This window comes from Pustulibacterium marinum (genome assembly GCF_900116665.1).
In the GTDB taxonomy this organism is placed as follows: Bacteria; Bacteroidota; Bacteroidia; order Flavobacteriales; family Flavobacteriaceae; genus Pustulibacterium; species Pustulibacterium marinum.
Genome location: NZ_FPBK01000011.1, coordinates 105,739 through 125,872 on the forward strand (window position 1 = coordinate 105,739; position 20,134 = coordinate 125,872).

At 34.4% G+C, this 20,134-nt stretch carries 17 protein-coding genes; 5 read left to right on the forward strand and 12 right to left on the reverse strand.

Going from position 1 to position 20,134, the window contains the following annotated elements; genetic code table 11:
• Positions 1-17: 17 nt before the first annotated feature.
• Together BM383_RS13930 and BM383_RS13935 are read right to left on the reverse strand one after the other, a co-directional pair.
• On the reverse strand, positions 18-461 hold the full coding sequence (locus BM383_RS13930) for a MarR family winged helix-turn-helix transcriptional regulator (protein WP_093025758.1): 444 nt from the start codon (positions 459-461) through the stop codon (positions 18-20).
• A gap of 150 nt (positions 462-611) precedes the next feature.
• Positions 612-2,390 (reverse strand): AMP-dependent synthetase/ligase, encoded by a 1,779-nt coding sequence (locus tag BM383_RS13935; protein ID WP_093025759.1) that lies wholly within the window; start codon positions 2,388-2,390, stop codon positions 612-614.
• 329 nt (positions 2,391-2,719) lie between these two features.
• On the opposite strand from BM383_RS13935, the gene BM383_RS13940 reads away from it, so the two are divergent.
• On the forward strand, positions 2,720-4,318 hold the full coding sequence (locus tag BM383_RS13940; RefSeq protein ID WP_093025760.1) for an aspartate:alanine exchanger family transporter: 1,599 nt from the start codon (positions 2,720-2,722) through the stop codon (positions 4,316-4,318).
• Between the two features lie 110 nt (positions 4,319-4,428).
• Positions 4,429-5,142 carry a M15 family metallopeptidase gene (locus tag BM383_RS13945; protein WP_093025795.1) on the forward strand — a complete coding sequence of 238 codons (714 nt, stop codon included), beginning with the start codon at positions 4,429-4,431 and terminating at the stop codon, positions 5,140-5,142.
• Here the strand turns inward: BM383_RS13945 and BM383_RS13950 are convergent.
• The 7 genes from BM383_RS13950 to BM383_RS13980 form a co-directional block, all read right to left on the reverse strand.
• The gene (locus tag BM383_RS13950; protein WP_093025761.1) at positions 5,139-8,051 is read right to left on the reverse strand and encodes a serine hydrolase domain-containing protein; all 2,913 of its coding nucleotides are present in this window, start codon (positions 8,049-8,051) and stop codon (positions 5,139-5,141) included. The genes BM383_RS13945 and BM383_RS13950 overlap by 4 nt on opposite strands.
• A 154-nt stretch (positions 8,052-8,205) precedes the next feature.
• Complete coding sequence (locus BM383_RS13955; protein ID WP_093025762.1) at positions 8,206-8,691, reverse strand: ABC transporter ATPase; 486 nt, start codon at positions 8,689-8,691, stop codon at positions 8,206-8,208.
• Positions 8,692-8,694: 3 nt separating this feature from the next.
• Positions 8,695-9,489 (reverse strand): (Fe-S)-binding protein, encoded by a 795-nt coding sequence (locus tag BM383_RS13960; protein ID WP_093025763.1) that lies wholly within the window; start codon positions 9,487-9,489, stop codon positions 8,695-8,697.
• 62 nt (positions 9,490-9,551) lie between these two features.
• Positions 9,552-10,001 carry an LNS2 domain-containing protein gene (locus BM383_RS13965; RefSeq protein ID WP_093025764.1) on the reverse strand — a complete coding sequence of 150 codons (450 nt, stop codon included), beginning with the start codon at positions 9,999-10,001 and terminating at the stop codon, positions 9,552-9,554.
• A 24-nt stretch (positions 10,002-10,025) separates the two neighbouring features.
• On the reverse strand, positions 10,026-11,363 hold the full coding sequence (locus BM383_RS13970; protein WP_093025765.1) for a 4Fe-4S dicluster domain-containing protein: 1,338 nt from the start codon (positions 11,361-11,363) through the stop codon (positions 10,026-10,028).
• A gap of 97 nt (positions 11,364-11,460) precedes the next feature.
• Positions 11,461-12,405, reverse strand: a complete 945-nt coding sequence (locus BM383_RS13975; protein WP_093025766.1) for an MlaD family protein — start codon at positions 12,403-12,405, stop codon at positions 11,461-11,463.
• Positions 12,406-12,461: 56 nt separating this feature from the next.
• On the reverse strand, positions 12,462-13,565 hold the full coding sequence (locus BM383_RS13980) for an N-acetylmuramoyl-L-alanine amidase family protein (RefSeq protein WP_093025796.1): 1,104 nt from the start codon (positions 13,563-13,565) through the stop codon (positions 12,462-12,464).
• A gap of 97 nt (positions 13,566-13,662) precedes the next feature.
• On the opposite strand from BM383_RS13980, the gene BM383_RS18950 reads away from it, so the two are divergent.
• The 3 genes from BM383_RS18950 to BM383_RS13990 are packed head-to-tail and all read left to right on the forward strand — an operon-like array spanning position 13,663 to position 16,967.
• A complete protein-coding gene (locus BM383_RS18950; protein ID WP_218157945.1) occupies positions 13,663-13,830 on the forward strand; it encodes a hypothetical protein in 168 nt (55 codons plus the stop codon).
• Positions 13,831-13,870: 40 nt separating this feature from the next.
• Complete coding sequence (locus BM383_RS13985; RefSeq protein WP_245766592.1) at positions 13,871-16,561, forward strand: putative LPS assembly protein LptD; 2,691 nt, start codon at positions 13,871-13,873, stop codon at positions 16,559-16,561.
• Between the two features lie 19 nt (positions 16,562-16,580).
• On the forward strand, positions 16,581-16,967 hold the full coding sequence (locus BM383_RS13990; protein ID WP_093025768.1) for a RidA family protein: 387 nt from the start codon (positions 16,581-16,583) through the stop codon (positions 16,965-16,967).
• Between the two features lie 81 nt (positions 16,968-17,048).
• On the opposite strand, the gene BM383_RS13995 is transcribed toward BM383_RS13990, so the two are convergent.
• From BM383_RS13995 to pfkA, 3 genes are all read right to left on the reverse strand, one after another.
• The gene (locus BM383_RS13995) at positions 17,049-17,906 is read right to left on the reverse strand and encodes an N-acetylglucosamine kinase (protein WP_093025769.1); all 858 of its coding nucleotides are present in this window, start codon (positions 17,904-17,906) and stop codon (positions 17,049-17,051) included.
• Positions 17,907-18,003: 97 nt separating this feature from the next.
• Complete coding sequence (gene gap / locus BM383_RS14000) at positions 18,004-19,002, reverse strand: type I glyceraldehyde-3-phosphate dehydrogenase (RefSeq protein WP_093025770.1); 999 nt, start codon at positions 19,000-19,002, stop codon at positions 18,004-18,006.
• An 88-nt stretch (positions 19,003-19,090) separates the two neighbouring features.
• Positions 19,091-20,077, reverse strand: a complete 987-nt coding sequence (gene pfkA / locus BM383_RS14005) for a 6-phosphofructokinase (RefSeq protein ID WP_093025771.1) — start codon at positions 20,075-20,077, stop codon at positions 19,091-19,093.
• Between the last annotated feature and the right edge of the window lie 57 nt (positions 20,078-20,134).

Here is a 20,134-nt window from a genome sequence, read left to right on the forward strand (position 1 = left end):
TTGAATTTGTTTTTTGATTACGATTCTGAATATATTTTTCTCTCTGTAATAAGTGTGTTAATGGTTTCGGTAACTTCAAAAAAGTGTCGTAACTTTTCTTCGGAAACCTCGTTGCGAATAGCTTCATTGAATTGTAAAACAACGGTTTTAGAAACTTCTCTTTTCTCTTTTCCAAAGTCGGTAAGACAAATGAGAACACTACGGCCGTCTTGCGGGTTACGTTTTCGTTCTATCAACCCTTTTTCTTCCATAGTTTTTAAAATTCTGGAAAGGCTGGTAGCTTCCATTCCCATTTTGGGACCTAGTGCCGTAGACGGTGTACCTTTTTCTTTATCGATACTTAATAACGTAAGTCCGGTAGCCATGGTGGTTCCAAATTTACCGGCTTCTTCGTTGTACATTCTTGCAACAGCTTGCCAAGTTGCGCGCAACGCATAATCTATGGATTCTTCTCTTTTCATTTTTGAAAGCTAGATATCCAAATATAGTAAAATTTATTATGCACGCATAATAAAATGAATGTTAAATTTTAAAGATAATTTAAAATTTAAATAGTTCTTTGAGTATAACCATAAAAAAACTCCTCTTAAATTGAGGAGTTCTTCTTTTTGTTAATTTGATTTGTTATAAATTTTATCGTAGAGATCTTTATACTTTTCCTTAATAATACGTCTTTTCAATTTTAAAGTAGGAGTTAAATGGCCTTCATCTATGCTCCAAATGTCTGGAGTAAGTTCAAACGCCTTTACCTTTTCCCATTTTCCAAAACGTTCATTGAAGCAAATAACTTCTTCATTGATTCGTTCTATTACCTTTTCATTCTTTGAAATTTCCGAAGGTGTATTTCCAATGGAGTAATTATGTCTTTTTGCCCATTCCTGAACAAATTCAAAATTTGGTTGAATAAACGCAGCCGGCATTTTTTCGCCTTCACCAATCACCATTATTTGTTCTATAAAACGAGATTGTTTCATTTCGTTTTCAATAATTTGAGGAGCTACATATTTTCCACCAGAGGTTTTGAACATTTCTTTCTTTCGATCGGTAATTTTTAGAAAACCTTGATGATCTATTTCCCCGATATCTCCTGTATGAAAATATCCATCGGTGATTACTTCTTTGGTTTTTACTTCATCTTTGTAATATCCCATCATAATATTGGGACCTTTACATAGAATTTCACCGTCTTCTGCGATTTTTACTTTGACACCCGGAATCATTTTACCTACAGTGCCAATTTTCCAACCTTTTTTACGTTGATCGTTCACCGCAATAACGGGAGAAGTCTCTGTGAGTCCGTAACCCTCCATCACTGGTAAGCCTGCTGCACCAAACAAGCGCGCTAATCTTGGTTGTAGCGCAGCACTTCCGGAAACTAAAATATCAATATTTCCTCCGAAAGCGGCTTGCCATTTAGAGAAAATGAGTTTTCTGGCGATTTTTAATTGTAATTCGTACCAAAATCCATTAGCCCCGTAAGGTTCAAATTTAGCTCCAAGATTTACGGACCACATGAAGAGTGCTTTTTTGATACCTGTTAACGAAATTCCGGTACTGTAAATTTTATCATATACTTTTTCCAACAATCTAGGTACCACCGTCATTACATTGGGTTGTACTTCTTTCATGTTTTCACTCATTTTGTCGATTGATTCGGCAAAATAAATAGAGATACCGTTGTATTGATAAATGTATGTAACCATGCGCTCAAACACGTGGCAAATAGGTAAAAAGCTTAAAGCTCTTGAGTTTCCTTGGTTTAAAGGTACTCTTGATTGACTACCCAAAACATCTGATACAATGTTTTTATGACTTAACATTACACCTTTCGGCGTTCCTGTGGTACCAGAAGTGTAGATAATGGTTGCTAAATCGTCTTCAGAAATAGCAGCTTTTCTTTGTTCCACTGCTTCTTGATGAGCTGTATTTTCCCCAATAGTTAAAAGCGTTTCCCAATGTAGTTCGCCTTCAATCTCATCTAAAGTATAAATAACCTCTACTTTAGTGTTGGTTACAATGCTTTTTAATTTTTGCAAAACTTCAACATCAGAAACAATACAAATTTTGGCTTCAGAATGATTTAGAATATATTCATATTCTTGTTCTGAAATAGTAGGATATATAGGAATATTCTGTGCGCCAACTTGTAAAATTCCTATATCTAAAATATGCCATTCGGTACGGTTTGTAGAGGTAATAATCGCAATTTTGTCATTGGGTTGAATGCCTTTTGCAATAAGCGCTCTACTGATTTGATTTGCCTTTGCGATATATTCTGAACTACTGGTAGCAATCCAATTTCCATTTCGTTTTACGGCGAAAGCATTGTCAATATTGTAATGTTCCTTTTGATAATAAGGAATATCGAAAATTCTTGAAATCGATGTCATTTTTCGGGTTTGAAAAGTATTGCAAATTATGAAATAATAATTCTATTACAAATAGGTTTTGTTAAAAATAGGTGTTAAAAATAAAGAATTATGCAAATTAAAGTAAATAAAAGTTTAAAATTTCATCAATATTTTAATTATGGACAGAAATGAATAGTGCTTCAAAAATTTCCTTTTATATTTATTCTTGCAAAAATAGTGATGTTTCAAACGTTTTTTTCAATGTAAACATTTATTATATTATGACAAATGTCAGTTAGCACTTATAGCTTTCAGGGTACATTTGTAATACAAAACGAGCAACTAACTAACATTATAACGTAAATTTTATGGATCTACTAAACACAAGTTATCTGGCATTATTTCTTATAATTTGTCTTGGTTTTATACTGGGTAATATCAAAATTAAAGGAATTTCTTTAGACATTTCTGCTATCATTTTTGTGGCTTTGATATTTGGTCATTTTAATATTGCATTACCCAATATTCTTGAGAAAATAGGACTCATTCTTTTCATTTACACAATTGGCTTGCAAGCTGGTCCCGGTTTTTTTGATTCTTTTAGAAGTCAGGGCAAAAACTTGGTGATTATGGCTTTTGTAGTAGTGTTATCGGCAGCTTTATTAACGTTATGCGCTATTTTATTTTTAGGTATAGAAAAACCTATTGCTATTGGTCTGTTATCTGGAGCTTTAACAAGTACGCCTGGTTTAGCAGCTGCCATAGATGTAACTCATAGTACTTTGGCATCTATTGGTTATGGTATTGCGTATCCTTTTGGTGTGATAGGAGTAATCTTGTTTGTACGTTTATATCCTAAAATTTTTAGGGTAGATATTGCAAAGGAAGAAAAAGCGTATAGCGATAAAACTTCGATGAATTTTGAACCTTTATCCACTAGGAATTTCAAAGTTGAGCATGAAGGCGCTATTGATAAAACAATTGGTGAATTGCGTGTAAGATCTATGACAAAAGGAGTGATTTCTCGTGTGATGCACGAAGGAGAAGCATTTACACCTACGCAAAAAACGGTTTTACGAAAGGGAGATTTTATAAAAGCAGTTGGTACTCAGGAAGCTTTACGTAGAATAGAATTATTGATAGGACACCCTGCAAAAGTGGATGTTCCACTTGGAAAGAACTATGTAGTTCAATCGTACCTGATCACAAAGCCAGAGCTGGTTAACAAATATCTGGGTGAATTAAATCTAAGAAGTAGTTATGATGCTACAGTTACTAGATTGAGACGTAGTGGAATTGAATTAGCTCCGAGTCCAAATTTGAAACTTCAAATGGGTGATAAATTAATGATAGCTTGTTCTAAAGATCATATAGAACAAATCTCAAAATTATTGGGTGATAATAATTCAAAATTATCAGATACTAACTTTTTTCCGATTGCAACTGGTATTGTTTTGGGAATATTATTGGGGAAAGTTTCATTATCTTTTGGTTCCTCTTTCGAATTTAGTTTAGGACTTACAGGCGGTATATTAATCATATCTATGATGTTGGGACGTCTCGGTAAAACAGGGCCAATATTATGGACAATGAGTGGAAGCGCCAATCAACTCTTAAGACAATTAGGTTTAATGTTGTTTTTAGCATCGGTAGGTACAAAAGCCGGCGCCACCCTGGTAGATACTTTTCATGAATATGGAATTCAGTTATTTTTAGTTGGCGGTGTAATTACACTGGTTCCAATGATTCTTGCTGCTCTAGTTGCACGAATGTTTTTAAAGGTAAATGTACTTTCAATGTTGGGGACCATCACAGGAGCAATGACGAGTACTCCAGGGCTTGCAGCAACCGATTCTATGACCGAATGTGGGGCGCCGTCTGTAGCTTATGCAACAGTATATCCAATAGCTATGGTAGTTTTAATTATTTGTACTCAACTTTTAGGATTAATAGGAGTTCTTTTCTAATAGTCATCAATTTTACAAACAAAGAAACCAGACTAGAGATGTTTTTACAACGCTTTAGTTTGGTTTTTTATTTAAGATAATCTCAGTACTTTTAAATAAAATAGATGATTATGAAAAAATACATTGTACTTCTTTTCCTTGTGATAGCTTGTTCAGAAACTAAAAAGGAAACTTCAAAAATAGTACAGAATACTGATGAAATTGGCTTTAATATAGAAGAACAGAAAGATTCTATTATAACTATCAAAAAACAGGAACCTTCATTAGCAGAGGTAGCAGATACAACTTTTGTTAGACTGGCAAATTATAGTGATGATTTCTTTTATGATATGCGATATGCTACCGACAATAATTTCTTAAAATCACAAGTATATGATTGTGCGGAATGTTATACGCGTGCTAAAACTGCACAACAGTTGATAAAAGCGAATGAAGAATTTATGAAAGATGGATATCACATCAAATTTTACGATTGCTACAGACCGCTAGATGTTCAAAAGAAAATGTGGAAGATTGTTCCAAATGCAATGTACGTAGCCAATCCTGCTAAGGGCTCTATTCATAACAAAGGAGGTGCTGTGGATATTACGTTGGTAGATAGTTCAGGTAACGAATTACCTATGGGAACTGGATTTGATTTCTTCGGACAGAAAGCTCACCACACTTATAATGATTTGCCAGAGGAGATATTAAGTAACAGAAAATACCTTAAATCTACCATGGAAAAATATGGTTTTCAAGCTATAGAAAGTGAGTGGTGGCATTACAATCTTGCCGCGATGACCGGAGCCAAAGTTGCTAATTTTAATTGGGAATGTAATTAATCAATGATGGCTTCATAAATGAGTTCTTGAATATCGGTTCTTATATTTTCCGTAATCAACTTATGATTTTCTTGAGTAGGATATACTCTGTTTGAAAGAAATACATAAATCAGTTCATTATCAGGATCTGCCCAGGTATAAGTTCCTGTAAAGCCGCTGTGGCCAAAACTACTTAAAGGAACACAACCACAGGTATTTGAAGAGCTTCCATCTGGTTCTGGCTTATCAAAACCAACACCACGTCTTATGTCTTCGGTACAATAATAACACGTGTTGAACATATCCATGGTTTCTGGCGTAAAGTAGCGTTTGCCACCATAAAATCCTTTCTGAAGATACATCTGCATGATCTTGGCAATATCATTTGAATTACTAAAAATTCCTGCATGTCCGCCAACGCCATCTAACATAGCCGCACCCATGTCGTGTACAAATCCATGAACAGTTTGATGACGATAATAAGTATCTGTTTCCGTAGGAGCAATTTCTACTTTGGTAAACTTAGTCAATGGATTGTAAAGCGTATGATTTGCACCTAGAGACTGGTACAAATCTCTTTGAACCAAAGTATCCAATCTTGTTTTATAGTGTTTTTCCAAATATCTTTTCAAAATAAAATACCCTAGATCACTGTATTTATATTTCCTTTTAGATAGTAATTTACTATCATAAATTTGTTGATAGATAGAATCTTTGTAGTCCGTTCTCATGTACAGGCTATCACTTACTTGAACTTCAAAACCAACTTCTGGTCTAGTTCTGTAATACGTAGTATCTGGCATGTGTTTTTTGTCTAAAGTATAAACATAAAACGGAATCCAGGCTTCCAAACGTCCGGTATGTGTAAGTAAGTCTAGTAAACTAATATTGCCTTTATTGGTGTTTTCTAATTCTGGAAGAAGCTTTTTAAGTTTTGTATTTAAATTGATTTTTTCTTCCTCAACAGTTTTCATCATTTCGGGAAGCGTAGCAAGTATTTTGGTTAGCGATGCAACGTCGTACAAGTCGGTATTCATCACTTGTACTTTTTTATCATAGGTGTGATAACCGAAACTCTTGTTATAAACCACTTTACCTTTTCTAGCTACCAAAATTTGCATTCCCGGAGCCATTTTGCGATCAATTACCTTTTTAGTGATTAAATCAATCTTAGCCAGTTTTTCAGAACTTAATCCTACGCTTTCTGGTATTCCATATTGTAGTCTAGATAAAGGATTGGTTCCAATACATGTGTTTACAGGAAAATCTTCATTGGCCGTAACTGGTAATCTTCCTTCGGCAGGAATGGCTCCAAAAATGATTTCGGCAGATTTTTCCTGAGCAATTTCACTATTTTGATAACTAACAACAACAGAATTAAAATTGGTAGTTGTAGTTAAATCTAGTAGGGCATAGGGCTTCACAAAAATATCTAGAATTACATCTTTTTCTCTTGAGAGTTCATAGAGCCAAACCAATTCTTGTTCAGTAAATTGATAATCTTTCCAAGGTGAATCGTTAGATCTGTGAAAGCCTATGATTACCGTATTGTAATCTTTCAATTTACCTTTCATTTTATCCAAACGAGCAGTATTTATAGTGTCTACTTGTGCATAAAGTTGTAGACTGTTCACAAACTTTTCTCCTGAATCATCACCTAGGCCAACGTATGCTATTTTACGCTTGTCTAAATCTCGTAAAGGCAAAAGATCTCCTTTATTTTTCACTATGGTAATGGCTTTCTCCATTACTTTTTCATACAATAAATCATCGTTGATGCTATTAAGATCTTCAATCAAATGATCTGTTTCTATTGGTTTATAGTGATTAAGACCAACAAGATATTTAGCCTTCAATATTTTTTTTACTGAATGAGCTAATCGTTCTTCTGTAATCACTTCATTTTCGTACGCTACTTGTAATTTTTCAGAAGCCTTTGGAATATCTTTAGATATCAGAAGTACATCATTACCAGCAAGAAAAGCTGCAAGATCTACATCTCCAGGTTCACTAAAATTAGAAGCACCTTTCATACTTAGGGCGTCTGTGAAAACAAGACCGTTGAATCCCATTTTTTTCTGTAAAAGATCGGTAACTACTTTTTCTGATAGGGAAGTAGGGTAACCGGCTCTTGATTCTAGTGCAGGAACGTTTAAGTGTGCAATCATTACACTCGCCAAACCTTGGTCTATGATTTCTTTGTACGGATACAATTCAACATCTTCAATTCTGTCCAAGCCAAAGCTTAAGGAAGGCAGCGTTTTATGTGAATCTTGATCTGTATCTCCATGACCGGGAAAATGCTTGGCATTTGCAAGAACACCTGCACTCTGCATTCCGTTCATGAAAGCAATCGCTTTTTGAGTTACATTGTATTTGTCTTCTCCAAAAGATCTATTTCCTATGATGGGATTTTTTGGATTGGTATTGATATCTACATCTGGAGCAAAATTAATATGAACGCCCAATCTTTTTGCATGTAAGCCAATTCGGTAGCCAACTTCTTCAACGAGCTTGTTGTTTTCTAAAGCGCCCAACGTCATATTCCATGGAAAAGCGTAGGTAGAATCTAGTCGCATCGCTAATCCCCATTCGGCATCCATACTTACAATTAGAGGAATTTTTGAATCAGCTTGAAGGTTGTTACACATATTGGCTTGGCGAACGGGTCCACCTTTGGAAAAGATAACGCCACCAATGTGATTTTCTTCAATTAATTTTTTGATTCGATCTTCTTCTGCTTGGCCATTTCTTGAAAAAACATCTACAATAAATAGTTGCCCTATTTTTTCTTGAAGGGTCATTTGATTATAGACACTATCAACCCATTTTTCCTGAGCCTCGGGTTTGTTGGCTAATAATGGATCTATGTGTTGAGAAAATATGGATAGGCTTGAAAGTATTGTAATTACTAAAAGTATGTTTCGCATGTTCAATAAATAATCTAGTTATCTGCATGAAAAAATCTTGCCAGATTCTTTCTCCTCTAATTTTGAAAGATACATTGTTGTAACTAAAATAAAAAGCCAAAATTGTGTGAACTATCAACAATTTTGGCTTAAAATGAAATATTTTGTGTAAAACTTAATTTAGAAATCTTGAATGCCAACTTTCTGAGGCTGGAACTTCCCAAAAGTTCTCATATTCGTATTTATTGGTAACCAAATTATTAAACACAATGGTGTTTTTGGAAACCGATTTGTTCTTCGCCATTTTTTTAAAGTCGGTCAAAGCTTTGTAAGCAATAAATTCACCTTGTTTAAAAGATACATTCATTTTGTCTAAAAGATCAATCTCATAATCTTTCTCCAATTGTTGTACAAAAGCTACAGAAGCATCAATGGAACAACCTGTTGCAGCTTGCGTATCTTGATTGATAGCGATAATTAAAAATCTTTTATATTTCAGTTCAAAAGAAGCTTCCAAATGTGCACCGTGAGCAGTCCATTTGGTAAGAAATTCTTTTGTTTTTTGTTCTATTTCTGAAGTTTCTTCGTCAGTTAAACTTCGATTAGCCTGATAAACCCAAATTCGGGAATTTTCTGGTAATGATTCAAAATCTACGTACATATATTATAAATCTTCTGCATTTGCAATTAACTCAGCCACATCAAGTACAGTGACATCGTTTTCTTTTTCTTTTGCCTTTACACCATCTGTAAGCATGGTGTTGCAAAATGGACAACCAGCAGCAATAATTTCTGGTTTTTCTTCTAAAGCTTGTTCGGTTCTACGAATGTTAACGTCTTCATTCCCTTTTTCTGGTTCTTTAAACATTTGAGCCCCACCAGCACCACAGCACAAACCGTTTTGCTTGCACTTTCTCATTTCTACCAGTTCGGCTTCTAACTTTCTGATAAGGTCTCGCGGCGCTTCATAAACATCATTGGCACGACCAAGGTAGCAAGGATCGTGGAAAGTAATTTTCTTTCCTTTAAATTTTCCGCCTTCAATGGTGAGTTTACCTTCGTTTAAAAGTGACTTTAAAAATTGAGTGTGATGCATCACTTCATAATTACCACCAAGAGAGGGATATTCATTTTTTAATGTATTGAAACAGTGTGGGCAAGCGGTAACAATTTTTTTTATTTCATAGGCATTCATAACTTCTATGTTGGTCATGGCTTGCATTTGAAATAAAAATTCGTTTCCTGAACGTTTTGCAGGATCTCCAGTACAGCTTTCTTCAGTTCCAAGAACGGCAAAATTCACTTCAGCTTTGTTCAAAATTTTAACAAAAGCCTTTGTGATTTTCTTTGCTCTATCATCAAAACTACCGGCACAACCTACCCAAAACAATACGTCCGGTTGTTTACCGGATGCCATCATTTCGGCCATTGTAGGTACTTTTAAAGTTTCAGTACTCATAAATGAATGTATTAGTTGAGTAAAAGCTTGTTATTCAAGAATAACAAGCTTATTACTTTGTATTAATCATCATGTTCACCATCGTCAAACACTTCGATGGTCACTTCTTTTTCAATAAGATCTGTGAATTTACCTCTGTAACGAGTGGCTCTTACCAAATGGTTGTCTACCCAGTGATAGTTACCACCACGAGGTTTATTCATTAACAATCCATGGTATTTAAATCCATGTTTGTCTAACCATTCTTCCGTTACCTCTCTGTGCTCTTCGGTTCTTGAAGTAAAGAAAGTAATAATATGGCCTTCTTCAAACCATTTGTTCAACGTTGCTAATGCATCCGGAAATGGTTCACATGTAGCCATTCTTTCTGGCTCTTCATTAGGTACATCTTCTGTAACTGTACCATCGATATCAATTAAATAGTTTTTGATACCTTCTGGTAATACAGGGCTTACGTGTTCTCCGTCTGCTATTTTTTCAGATAACATTTTAGATACATCTTCCTTTTTCATGATTGTTTGTAAATGGTTTTGATTTTATGCTTCGTTTGTCCAATTAAGTCTATCCATTTGATTATATGGCCAAGGAGCTCCGTTATTTTCAATATTAGTCATCATGTTATTTAGTTCGTTTGGTGCAGCAGATTGCTCCATGACTAAATATCTACGCATATCCATAATTATTGAAAGAGGATCTATGTTCACTGGGCAAGCTTCTACACATGCATTGCATGAGGTACATGCCCAAAGTTCTTCTTGCGTTATATAATCATTTAGTAATTGTTTTCCGTCTTCTTTAAAAACACCTTTATTGGTATCTATATTTTTTCCAACTTCTTCTAATCTGTCGCGCGTGTCCATCATAATCTTACGAGGAGAAAGTTTTTTTCCTGTTTGATTTGCCGGACATTCGGCAGTACATCGCCCACATTCTGTACAAGTATAGGAATTTAATAGCTGTACCCAATTCAAATCTTGTACATCACTAGCTCCAAATTTTTCAGGAATTTCCTCTTCTGAATTTTCTGCTGGCGCTGCAAACGGATCTGCATTGGGATCCATCATCATTTTTACCTCATTGGTAACGGCCTCAGAATTTGGAAATTTTCCTTTTGGTTCTAAGTTCGCAAAGTACGTATTTGGAAAGGCTAATAAAATATGAAGGTGTTTTGAGTAATATAAATAATTTAAAAACGATAAAATGCCTGCAATATGTAACCACCAGCATACTCTTTCTATGATTTCTACTGAATGAAACGATAGGTTATTAAAAAGAGGAGCAATGAAACTACTTATAGGATAAGTACCTGCTTGCACATAATGATTATTTGCTTCATTCATGTACTGAAGTGTATAATCTGCAGCATTCATTGTAAGAAATAGGAGCATAAGTACAGTTTCAAAATACAGGATGATGTTTCCATCATTCTTTGGCCAGCCTTTCATTTCTGGTTTCCAAAAACGTTGTATTTTGATCACATTTCGTCTTATCCAAAAAACAACCACAGCAAAGATCACAAGGGCTGCTAATATTTCGAAAGATCCTATAAGAATATCATACAAACTTCTCATGAAACTAAAAACACGATGCGTTCCAAAAAGACCATCAATAATAATTTCTAATACTTCAATATTGATAATGACAAACCCAACGTATACTAATATATGAAGAAAACCTGCAATGGGCTTTTTTACCATTTTTTGTTGTCCAAGAGCAATCATGGCCATATTTTTCCAGCGCTCACTGCTTCTATCGGTTCGATTTACATCTTTACCAAGTTTTATGTTTCTAATTAGTTTTTTAACATTAAATGCGAAAAATCCAATTCCTGCAGCAAGTAGCAGTGCAAAAAATATGTTGTCCAACAGGTTCATACGTTTTACTCAATGTAGAGATAAATGGAGTCTTTCCTATCTCTGTTTAACAATACAATTTTACTAAACTAATTTTAACTAGTACTCCAAAAATAGTTTATTTTTCTTCATCAGCCGGTGGCTGGTAATCTTTGTTCTTTTTTCCGAATAAAGAGAAGTGAACGTATCGTTTGGGGTTTAATTTCAAGTCTTGTAATAATTGTTCCAATTGTCTTGAGGCACCTTCTAAGTTTTGATATAGCTGCTCATCTTTCAACAATTTACCGGCATTTCCTTCACCATTTTCTATACCAGTCATAATTCCATCTAACTTAACCATTGCACTGTTAAATTCAGCTAATGAACCTGCTATATCGGCTTTGCTTATGGTATCTGTCACAGATGCAAGATTTGTAGTTATTGTTTCTACGTTAGTCATAGAATTAGTCAATTTACCTTTATTGTCTTCTACCATTTCATTGAAATTAGAAGTAATATTTCTAAAGTTTGATGTAATGGCGCTCAAGTTATCAATACTAATTTTTAAGCTTTCTTTTCGTTCTTCATCCAGCAGACTATTAAGGTTTGTAACTAAGGAGTCAACACTATGTAAAGCTTGTTCCAGTTTAGCTTTTAGAGGGTCTAATTCATTGGTAATAGAGGTTAGCATATCTGGTTGAACGGTTGTGGAAATTTCTCCGCTATCTAGATTTTCTGCACCATCTAGTGCTGGAATTATTTGTATACCTGCATTACCCAAAAGACTTTTATAAAGTTCTGCTTTACTATTTTTTGAAAACTTAAACTCGCTATCTATTTCAAAATTAACTTTAATTTTTGCATCGGATTGACGTAGTGTAACATCGGTAACTTTTCCTATTTGTTTTCCATTTACAGTAACCGGAGTAGAAGGGGTTAAGCCTCCTGAATGATCAAAAATAGCGTAGTAATGGCGGTTATTATCGAATAGAGATTTTGACATCAAAAAGTTAATTCCTAAAACAAAAAGGACAACTCCGCTAATAACAATAATGGCTGTTTTGATTTCTTTAGATATTTTCAATGCAGTTTTTTTTATGGGTGTTTAAACAAATGTAGAAATATTTTTTGAAGTCCTACTTAATTTAATATAGATTTAGCAGCTTCCGAAACACTGATTTTCTCTCCATTTTTGTAAGCTACTAGATAGGCATCCTTAAATCCTTTAGATTTAGCTTTTTGCAATAGTTTTTGTGCTTCGTCATAACTGGAAGTCTCGCCGTACTGATATTTATAGACACTCCCTGTCTTTTCCTTAAAAACTGGGGAAAGACCACTGAAATTTTGAGCTTTCAATTCCAAATTATTCTTAGACGCGGCAATTTGAACTCTAAATATAATATCTTTGGATCCCTGCACTAAATCTTTTGAAGGCGAAGTTGGCAGTGGAGGAGAACTAAAAATATCTCCTTGATTTTCCTCAATACCATTTTTATAATCTTTAATGGCTTCTACAATGGAATTTGCTATTTTGGTTTGACCTGCAGTTGATTTTAGAAAATTTCTTTCTGAAGAATTGGTAATAAAACCAGTCTCTATAAGTACACTAGGCATAAAGGTTTGGTGCAAAACTACAAATGCAGCTTGTTTAACGCCTCTATTTTTTCTTTTAAGTTCGTTGGTGAAATTATCCTGAATATATTTTGCTAATTGAATACTTTGGTCTAAATATTCTTCTTGTAAAAGTGTAAGTGAAATGGTGGATTCTGGAGAATTAATATCAAAACCGGCATAATTTGTTTCGTAATTATCCTCTAAATAAATCACCTCATTCTCAGACTTTGCAACTTCAAAATTACGTTTGTTTCCATGTAGCCCAAGTACGTACGTTTCCGTTCCACTAGCCGAACTGCTATGCGCATTACAGTGAACCGATACAAAAAGGTCTGCATTTGCCTTGTTAGCAATGCGACCGCGTTCTACCAATTCAATAAAGACATCGGTTTTTCTGGTATAAACCACTTTTATGTTTGGGTCTTTTTCAAGTTCTTTACCTACGGCAAGTACAATTTTTAAGGCAATATCTTTTTCGTTATAGCCTGCAGCATTTTTACCGGGATCTTTACCGCCGTGTCCAGCGTCTGATACAACTACGAATTTGTCTTTTACTGGAGGATTTGCAGATGAATTCAAAAATGAAAAAAGAGAAATAATAAGTACTAAAACTCTTGTAACTGGCTTCATAAAACTTTGATTTTCTATTTTAAAAACATACAATATGCCAAATTGTTGTTTTGAAAATGTTTTTTGGTAAAATATTTGATAAAAGTAGTACTAATTATTGAAAAAAAGAGTTAGAAAGATGGTAAATTATTTACAGCCTAGCTGTCCTGAGCCAAAAAATATGCGTATGTTTGGCACGTTAAAAAAAGAGGCAATAAAAATGAGTTTTCTTCATGAATTAGCCATCTTCAAACATAAAGAAACAGTAGGTTTCGGAAAAAATTAAGTGATTGTATCTTTAGAAAAGTGATAAGTATTTGAAAACGTTGAAAATCATACAAAAGCATCAATTTTATCTACTGTTTTTCGTTTTGCTATCCACCGGGTTTGTAACTGCTCAAGAAACCGGAAATCGTGAAAATTTTAAGGTAGAACCCATACAGAAAGGAATCAAAATAGATTCATCTTTATATTTTCAAAAAGGTATTGTTTCGCAGTTTGAAATAACAACTTCATTGGTTGATACTACAAACACAGATACTATTCCTGAGAAAAAAGGTGTTTTAGCAAATCAAGTAATAGACAATGCTAAAGGATATAGGAAGTATAATAGAGCAGAAAATAAGATTTATTTATACGATCAAGCCTACGTGAAGTATGGCGATATGGAGCTTAATGCAGGCCAAATTGTTATAGATTTAACTAACAATACAGCGTATGCTAAAGGTATTGTAGATTCTACAGGGAAATATGATCAATTACCTGTTTTTAAGCAAGCAGCAGAGGAGATTCGGCCAGACTCGTTGTTGTTTAACTTTGAATCCAAACGGGGATTGGTGTATAAGTCCAGAACAGATCAAGGAGAAATGAAAGTTCGCTCTGAGATTGTTAAGAGGCAAAATGATTCATTATACTACATTTGGAAAACTAAATTTACAACTTCATCTCACCCAGATGATGATCCTGAATATTACATTTTAACCAAAAAAGGAGTATTTGTTCCTAATAAGAAAATTATAGCAGGAGGGAGTCAATTGTATTTTTATGATGTTCCTACACCTATTTATGTGCCTTTTGCATTTTTTCCAATGACTACCGAAAGAACTTCAGGTCTTATTTTTCCAACTTTTGGAGAAAACAATACCAGAGGTTATTTTATTCAAAATGGAGGATATTACTTTGCTATAAATGATTATTTGGATCTAACTGTATTGGGAGATTACTATACCAATGGTAGTTACGGTTTACAGGGACAATCTGCATACAAGAAGCGTTATAAATACAGCGGAAACTTCAATATAAGGTATGAGAATTTGATTAATGGTCAAAAAGGATTTTCAGATTATTCCAGAAGTTCCATATATAATATAAGGTGGAGTCACTCACAGGATTCAAAGGCTAGTCCTAATTCTAGGCTTTCTGCATCGGTAAACTTTGGTAGTAGTACTTATTATCAACAATCAGTAAACCAAACAACTACACCGAATTTTTTAAATAATACCTTATCGTCATCTATTTCTTATCAGAAGACATTTCCAGAGTATCCATCTGTGAATTTGTCTTTAAGTGCCAATGCTACCCAGAATACTCAATCTGAAAGTATAGATCTTAGTTTGCCTGCTTTTCAAGGGAGTATGGAACGTATTTATCCTTTTGCACCTTCTAACGGATCAAAAAAAGGTATTTTTCAGAATATCAATTTTCAGCTTACTTCTAGAGGGGAATATGCCATTGAAACCAGCGATAGTTTATTCATGCAAAAAGAAATGTTTGAGCAAGCAGAATTAGGTTTTCAACATTCTATACCTGTAACTACCAACTTTAAGCTGTTTAAATACTTTAGTGCAAGTATGGGAACTAGCTATAAAGAGGTTTGGCAGTTTCAAACTGTTCGATACAATGATTATGATGAAGAGTTGGGTGAAGCGGTAGAGGATACTGTAAGAGGGTTTGATAGGTATGGAACTTATAACTTTAGTGCTAGTTTAGGAACAACAGTTTATGGTCAGTTTGAATTTGGTGAAGATAAAAAATTACAGGCCATAAGACATACCATGAGACCATCGGTAAGTTATGGTTATACACCAAGTTTTGATCAATATTTTGATTATTATATTTCTGATGAAGATGGAAATGGGGAATATTATACAAGATTTGAAAACGGAATGTACGGTACTCCAGGTAGAAATTACTCCAATACACTAAGTTTTACCTTGAATAATACCTTGGAGGCAAAAGTTAGAGATAAAGATTCTACGGCAACCGAACCAAAGAAAATAAAACTTCTAAACAACTTTAACCTTAGTACAGGTTACAATATTGCGGCAGATTCTCTAGCATGGAGTCCTTTACGACTTACCGGAAGTACGCAATTTTTTGATAATAAGCTTACCGTAAATTTTGGTACCACTTTGAATCCTTATGCTTTGGATGCTTCTAATGATGTGATTGATAAATTTAATATCAATAATGGTGGTAGTTTATTTAGAATGACCAATGCAAATTTAACTGCCAACTATTCATTTTCAAGTAAAGATTTCAATAAAGGGGAAGAAGAAAAGGAGTCAGACAATACAGCCAGTGGTGGAAGGGATGATGATCTTTTTGGTAAAGCACAAGACTTTAGCGATAGTAGGGAAATGAATAATGAGAATGAGGAAATTGAAAATAAAAACTTCAGTAATACCATTCCTTGGGATTTAAAAGTTGCTTATTCCCTTACTTATAACAATACGGCAAGGCAAGATGAAATAAGTACCAACTCGCTTATGTTTAGTGGAAATATAGAGCTTTCGCCGCGTTGGAAGGTTGGAGTTTCATCTGGATATGATATAAAAAATCAAGGATTTACCTATACTCAGCTGCGCTTTGAAAGAGATTTGGAAAGTTGGAGATTGAATTTTAATTGGGTACCTTTCAGTTCAAGAAGTTCATGGTATTTTTTCATAGGTATTAAGTCTTCATTATTGAGCGATTTGAAATGGGAAAAACGCAGAACTTCCACAACATCTTATTAATATAATTTACTTTTTTGGTATGAATAAAAAAATCATCACTACAGATAAAGCTCCGGCTCCTATTGGACCTTATAATCAAGCTGTACTTACAGGAAACATGCTGTTTACATCGGGTCAAATAGCTTTAAATCCTGAAACGGGTGAATTGGTTTCAGCTTCTATTGAAGAGGAGACAAAGCAGGTAATGGAAAATGTAAAAGCAATTTTGGAAGCGGCAAATGTTACTTTTGAAAATGTAATTAAAACAAGTATTTTTTTAAGTGATATGAATCAATTTTCAAAGGTAAATGAGGTTTACGGATCTTACTTTAATGAGCTTACGGCACCAGCAAGAGAAACGGTAGAAGTAGCTAATTTACCTAAGTTTGTAAATGTTGAAATTAGTGTTATTGCTGTATTAGATTAATCATATTTGTAGAATTTATATAATAAAAAAGTCCTGAGTTTTGCTCAGGACTTTTTATTTTGTTGTTATGCTGATAAAATCTTAGCTAAACATCAAGTTTTTATGGTATTCTACCAAACCATCAATAGGTTTTCTTAGAACGTTGCCCATAGTTAAGTTGTTGTCTTGTAAAATTTTGTTTAGTTCATCTTTAAGATAGAACGCTATGCTACCAATAAAGTGAATTGGTACACGTTCTGCCTGCTCAAATTGTTTGATTGAATTGTCGATGAATAATTGCATTCCTTTTTTAATTAAAGCTTGCATATATTCTTCATTCTTATTTTCAATTACAAAACGAGCAAATGTAGCCAAATAAGTATTTGGATTTGGCTGTCTGTATAGGTGATTTTTAATAACGTCTGCTTCCAAATCATGATTTTGAGCAAACTTGCTAGCTAAGTGTTTTGGTATTTTGTGATAGTAGTAATCACGTAATAATTGACGACCAAAATAGTTTCCACTTGAGTCATCCATCAATATATAACCAAGCGAATCTACTTTTTGGAAAAGTTGGTGACCATCCCAATAACTACAGTTAGATCCTGTTCCTAAAATAGCAACAATAGCTTGCTCATCAATGGTAACAGTTGCATAAACCGCAGCATATGTATCTTCTTTTACTATAATTTTCGCATTTGGAAAATAGGCCTGAAATATATCTCTTAGAAAGTTTCTCATACGTTGTGTTCCACAACCAGCACCATAAAAGTGAAGTTGAGATACTTCTTTACGGTGTTTGAAAAGCTCAAAGTTATTGGCCAAACGCTCATCAATAATTTCTCTTGGCAAAACCTCTGGGCTCAACCCCAACGTTTGCGTAAAGAATAATTGATTGCCGTTGTCGTCAAGAGAAATCCAGTCTGCTTTGGTGGCACCGCTATCTACAATTAATATCATGTTGTACTATTTAGGTTAAAACATTGCCCTTTTGTGTGGAAGGGCAATGTTTATTATAATTTGTTTGTGTTCTATTTATTTACAGCTTACTTATAGCTTATAGAGAAGCTACGTGTAATGCTAATTCTACAAGTTTGTTAGAATATCCTGTTTCGTTATCATACCAAGATACAACTTTAAAGAATGTAGAACTTAAACCGATACCAGCACCAGCATCAAATACAGAAGTTTGTTTTTCACCAACAAAGTCTTGAGAAACAACAGCTTCAGTAGTATATCCAAGAACTCCCTTCATAGGTCCTTCAGAAGCAGCTTTCATTGCTTCACAAATTTCTTCGTAAGAAGTCTCTTTTTCTAAACGTACAGTTAAGTCAACTACAGAAACATCGGTAGTAGGAACTCTAAATGCCATACCAGTAAGTTTTCCGTTTAATTCTGGAATTACTTTACCTACTGCTTTAGCAGCACCTGTAGAAGAAGGAATAATGTTAGCTAATGCACTACGTCCACCTCTCCAGTCTTTTCTAGATGGTCCATCAACTGTCATTTGAGTTGCAGTAGTTGCGTGAACAGTTGTCATTAAACCTTCAGTAATACCAAAAGAATCATTTAAAACTTTAGCAATTGGAGCTAAACAGTTTGTAGTACAAGAAGCATTAGAAACAATAGTATCAGCAGCTGTAGCTTCTGTGTGGTTTACACCCATTACAAACATTGGAGCATCTGCAGAAGGAGCAGAGATAACTACTTTCTTCGCACCTGCGTTAATGTGGAATTGAGCTTTTTCTAAAGTTGTGAAAATACCAGTACATTCAGCAACTACTTCAGCACCAACTTCGTCCCACTTCAAGTTATTTGGATCTTTTTCTGCAGTAATTCTAACAGTTGATCCGTTTACGATTAAGTTTCCGTCTTTTACATCAACAGTTCCGTCAAATCTTCCGTGAACTGAATCATATTTTAATAAGTATGCTAAGTGATCAACATCTAAAAGATCATTGATGGCAACAACTTCAACATCTGGTCTCGCAGCGATAGCTCTGAAAACGATTCTACCAATTCTTCCGAAACCGTTAATTCCTATTTTTAAAGACATAATTTTAAAATTTAATTAATATTTATGTTAGTTAGTAATAAATTACAGTTTAATATTTTTTGTTGTTTGTTCAGGTTGGGTTTTGGTTTTAGATTGACATGATGTCTGAAACTTTCAAAAGTTCATGATTAATCTCGGTATGACCTTTAATTGCTTCTTCCAATGGAGTTAGTTCCATTTTGTCATTTAAAAGTCCTACCATTTTGTTTGATTCGCCATCAAGCAAACTTTCTACAGCTTTAACACCCATTCTTGAAGCAAGAACTCGGTCAAAACAAGTAGGGGAACCACCACGTTGCATGTGTCCTAATACAGAAACTCGAACGTCATAGAAAGGCAAATGCTCGTTAACGTAATCTTTCAGTTCAAAAACATTTTTACCAATGTTATCTCCTTCAGCTACAATAACAATACTTGAGGTTTTTCCTGAACGTCTACTTCTTTCTAAAGATTCTAGTAAGCGCTCAAGCCCTAAGTTTTCTTCTGGGATCAAAATTTCCTCAGCACCTGCGCCAATACCTGCGTTCAAAGCAATATGACCAACATCTCGGCCCATTACCTCTACAAAAAATAATCTGTCATGTGAACTAGCGGTATCTCTAATTTTATCAATGGCGTCACAAACTGTGTTCAGTGCAGTGTCGTAACCAAGTGTGTGAGAAGTACCAACAATATCGTTGTCAATTGTACCAGGAATTCCAATGATTGGGATTCCAAATTCTTTACTAAAAATCATAGCACCTGTAAAGGTACCGTCACCCCCTATAGCTACAATGGCGTCAATGCCATTCTCCTTTAGGTTATTATAGGCCTTTAAACGGCCTTCTTTCGTTTTGAACTCCATAGATCTGGCTGATCTTAAAAAAGTACCACCACGATTGATGATATCTTTTACGCTTCGGGCATTCATAGCCTCAAAATCGCCTTCGATCATTCCTTGATATCCTCTATGGATTGCAATACATTCTAGACTGTGATAAGCACATGTTCTAACTACGGATCTAATTGCTGCATTCATACCAGGAGAGTCTCCACCTGATGTAAAAACCGCAACTTTTTTTATGTTTGTTGACATAAAACTTTCATTTAGGTCTATAAATTTACTAACAATTTACAATTAACCAATGCTTGA

What these genes read in the sequence shown, in the direction of transcription:
- BM383_RS13930 (WP_093025758.1), bottom strand. Translation starts at nt 461, where the DNA reads ATGAAAAGAGAAGAATCCATAGATTATGCGTTGCGCGCAACTTGGCAA.
- BM383_RS13935 (WP_093025759.1), bottom strand. Translation starts at nt 2,390, where the DNA reads ATGACATCGATTTCAAGAATTTTCGATATTCCTTATTATCAAAAGGAA.
- BM383_RS13940 (WP_093025760.1), top strand. Translation starts at nt 2,720, where the DNA reads ATGGATCTACTAAACACAAGTTATCTGGCATTATTTCTTATAATTTGT.
- BM383_RS13945 (WP_093025795.1), top strand. Translation starts at nt 4,429, where the DNA reads ATGAAAAAATACATTGTACTTCTTTTCCTTGTGATAGCTTGTTCAGAA.
- BM383_RS13950 (WP_093025761.1), bottom strand. Translation starts at nt 8,051, where the DNA reads ATGCGAAACATACTTTTAGTAATTACAATACTTTCAAGCCTATCCATA.
- BM383_RS13955 (WP_093025762.1), bottom strand. Translation starts at nt 8,691, where the DNA reads ATGTACGTAGATTTTGAATCATTACCAGAAAATTCCCGAATTTGGGTT.
- BM383_RS13960 (WP_093025763.1), bottom strand. Translation starts at nt 9,489, where the DNA reads ATGAGTACTGAAACTTTAAAAGTACCTACAATGGCCGAAATGATGGCA.
- BM383_RS13965 (WP_093025764.1), bottom strand. Translation starts at nt 10,001, where the DNA reads ATGAAAAAGGAAGATGTATCTAAAATGTTATCTGAAAAAATAGCAGAC.
- BM383_RS13970 (WP_093025765.1), bottom strand. Translation starts at nt 11,363, where the DNA reads ATGAACCTGTTGGACAACATATTTTTTGCACTGCTACTTGCTGCAGGA.
- BM383_RS13980 (WP_093025796.1), bottom strand. Translation starts at nt 13,565, where the DNA reads ATGAAGCCAGTTACAAGAGTTTTAGTACTTATTATTTCTCTTTTTTCA.
- BM383_RS13990 (WP_093025768.1), top strand. Translation starts at nt 16,581, where the DNA reads ATGAATAAAAAAATCATCACTACAGATAAAGCTCCGGCTCCTATTGGA.
- BM383_RS13995 (WP_093025769.1), bottom strand. Translation starts at nt 17,906, where the DNA reads ATGATATTAATTGTAGATAGCGGTGCCACCAAAGCAGACTGGATTTCT.
- gap (WP_093025770.1), bottom strand. Translation starts at nt 19,002, where the DNA reads ATGTCTTTAAAAATAGGAATTAACGGTTTCGGAAGAATTGGTAGAATC.
- pfkA (WP_093025771.1), bottom strand. Translation starts at nt 20,077, where the DNA reads ATGTCAACAAACATAAAAAAAGTTGCGGTTTTTACATCAGGTGGAGAC.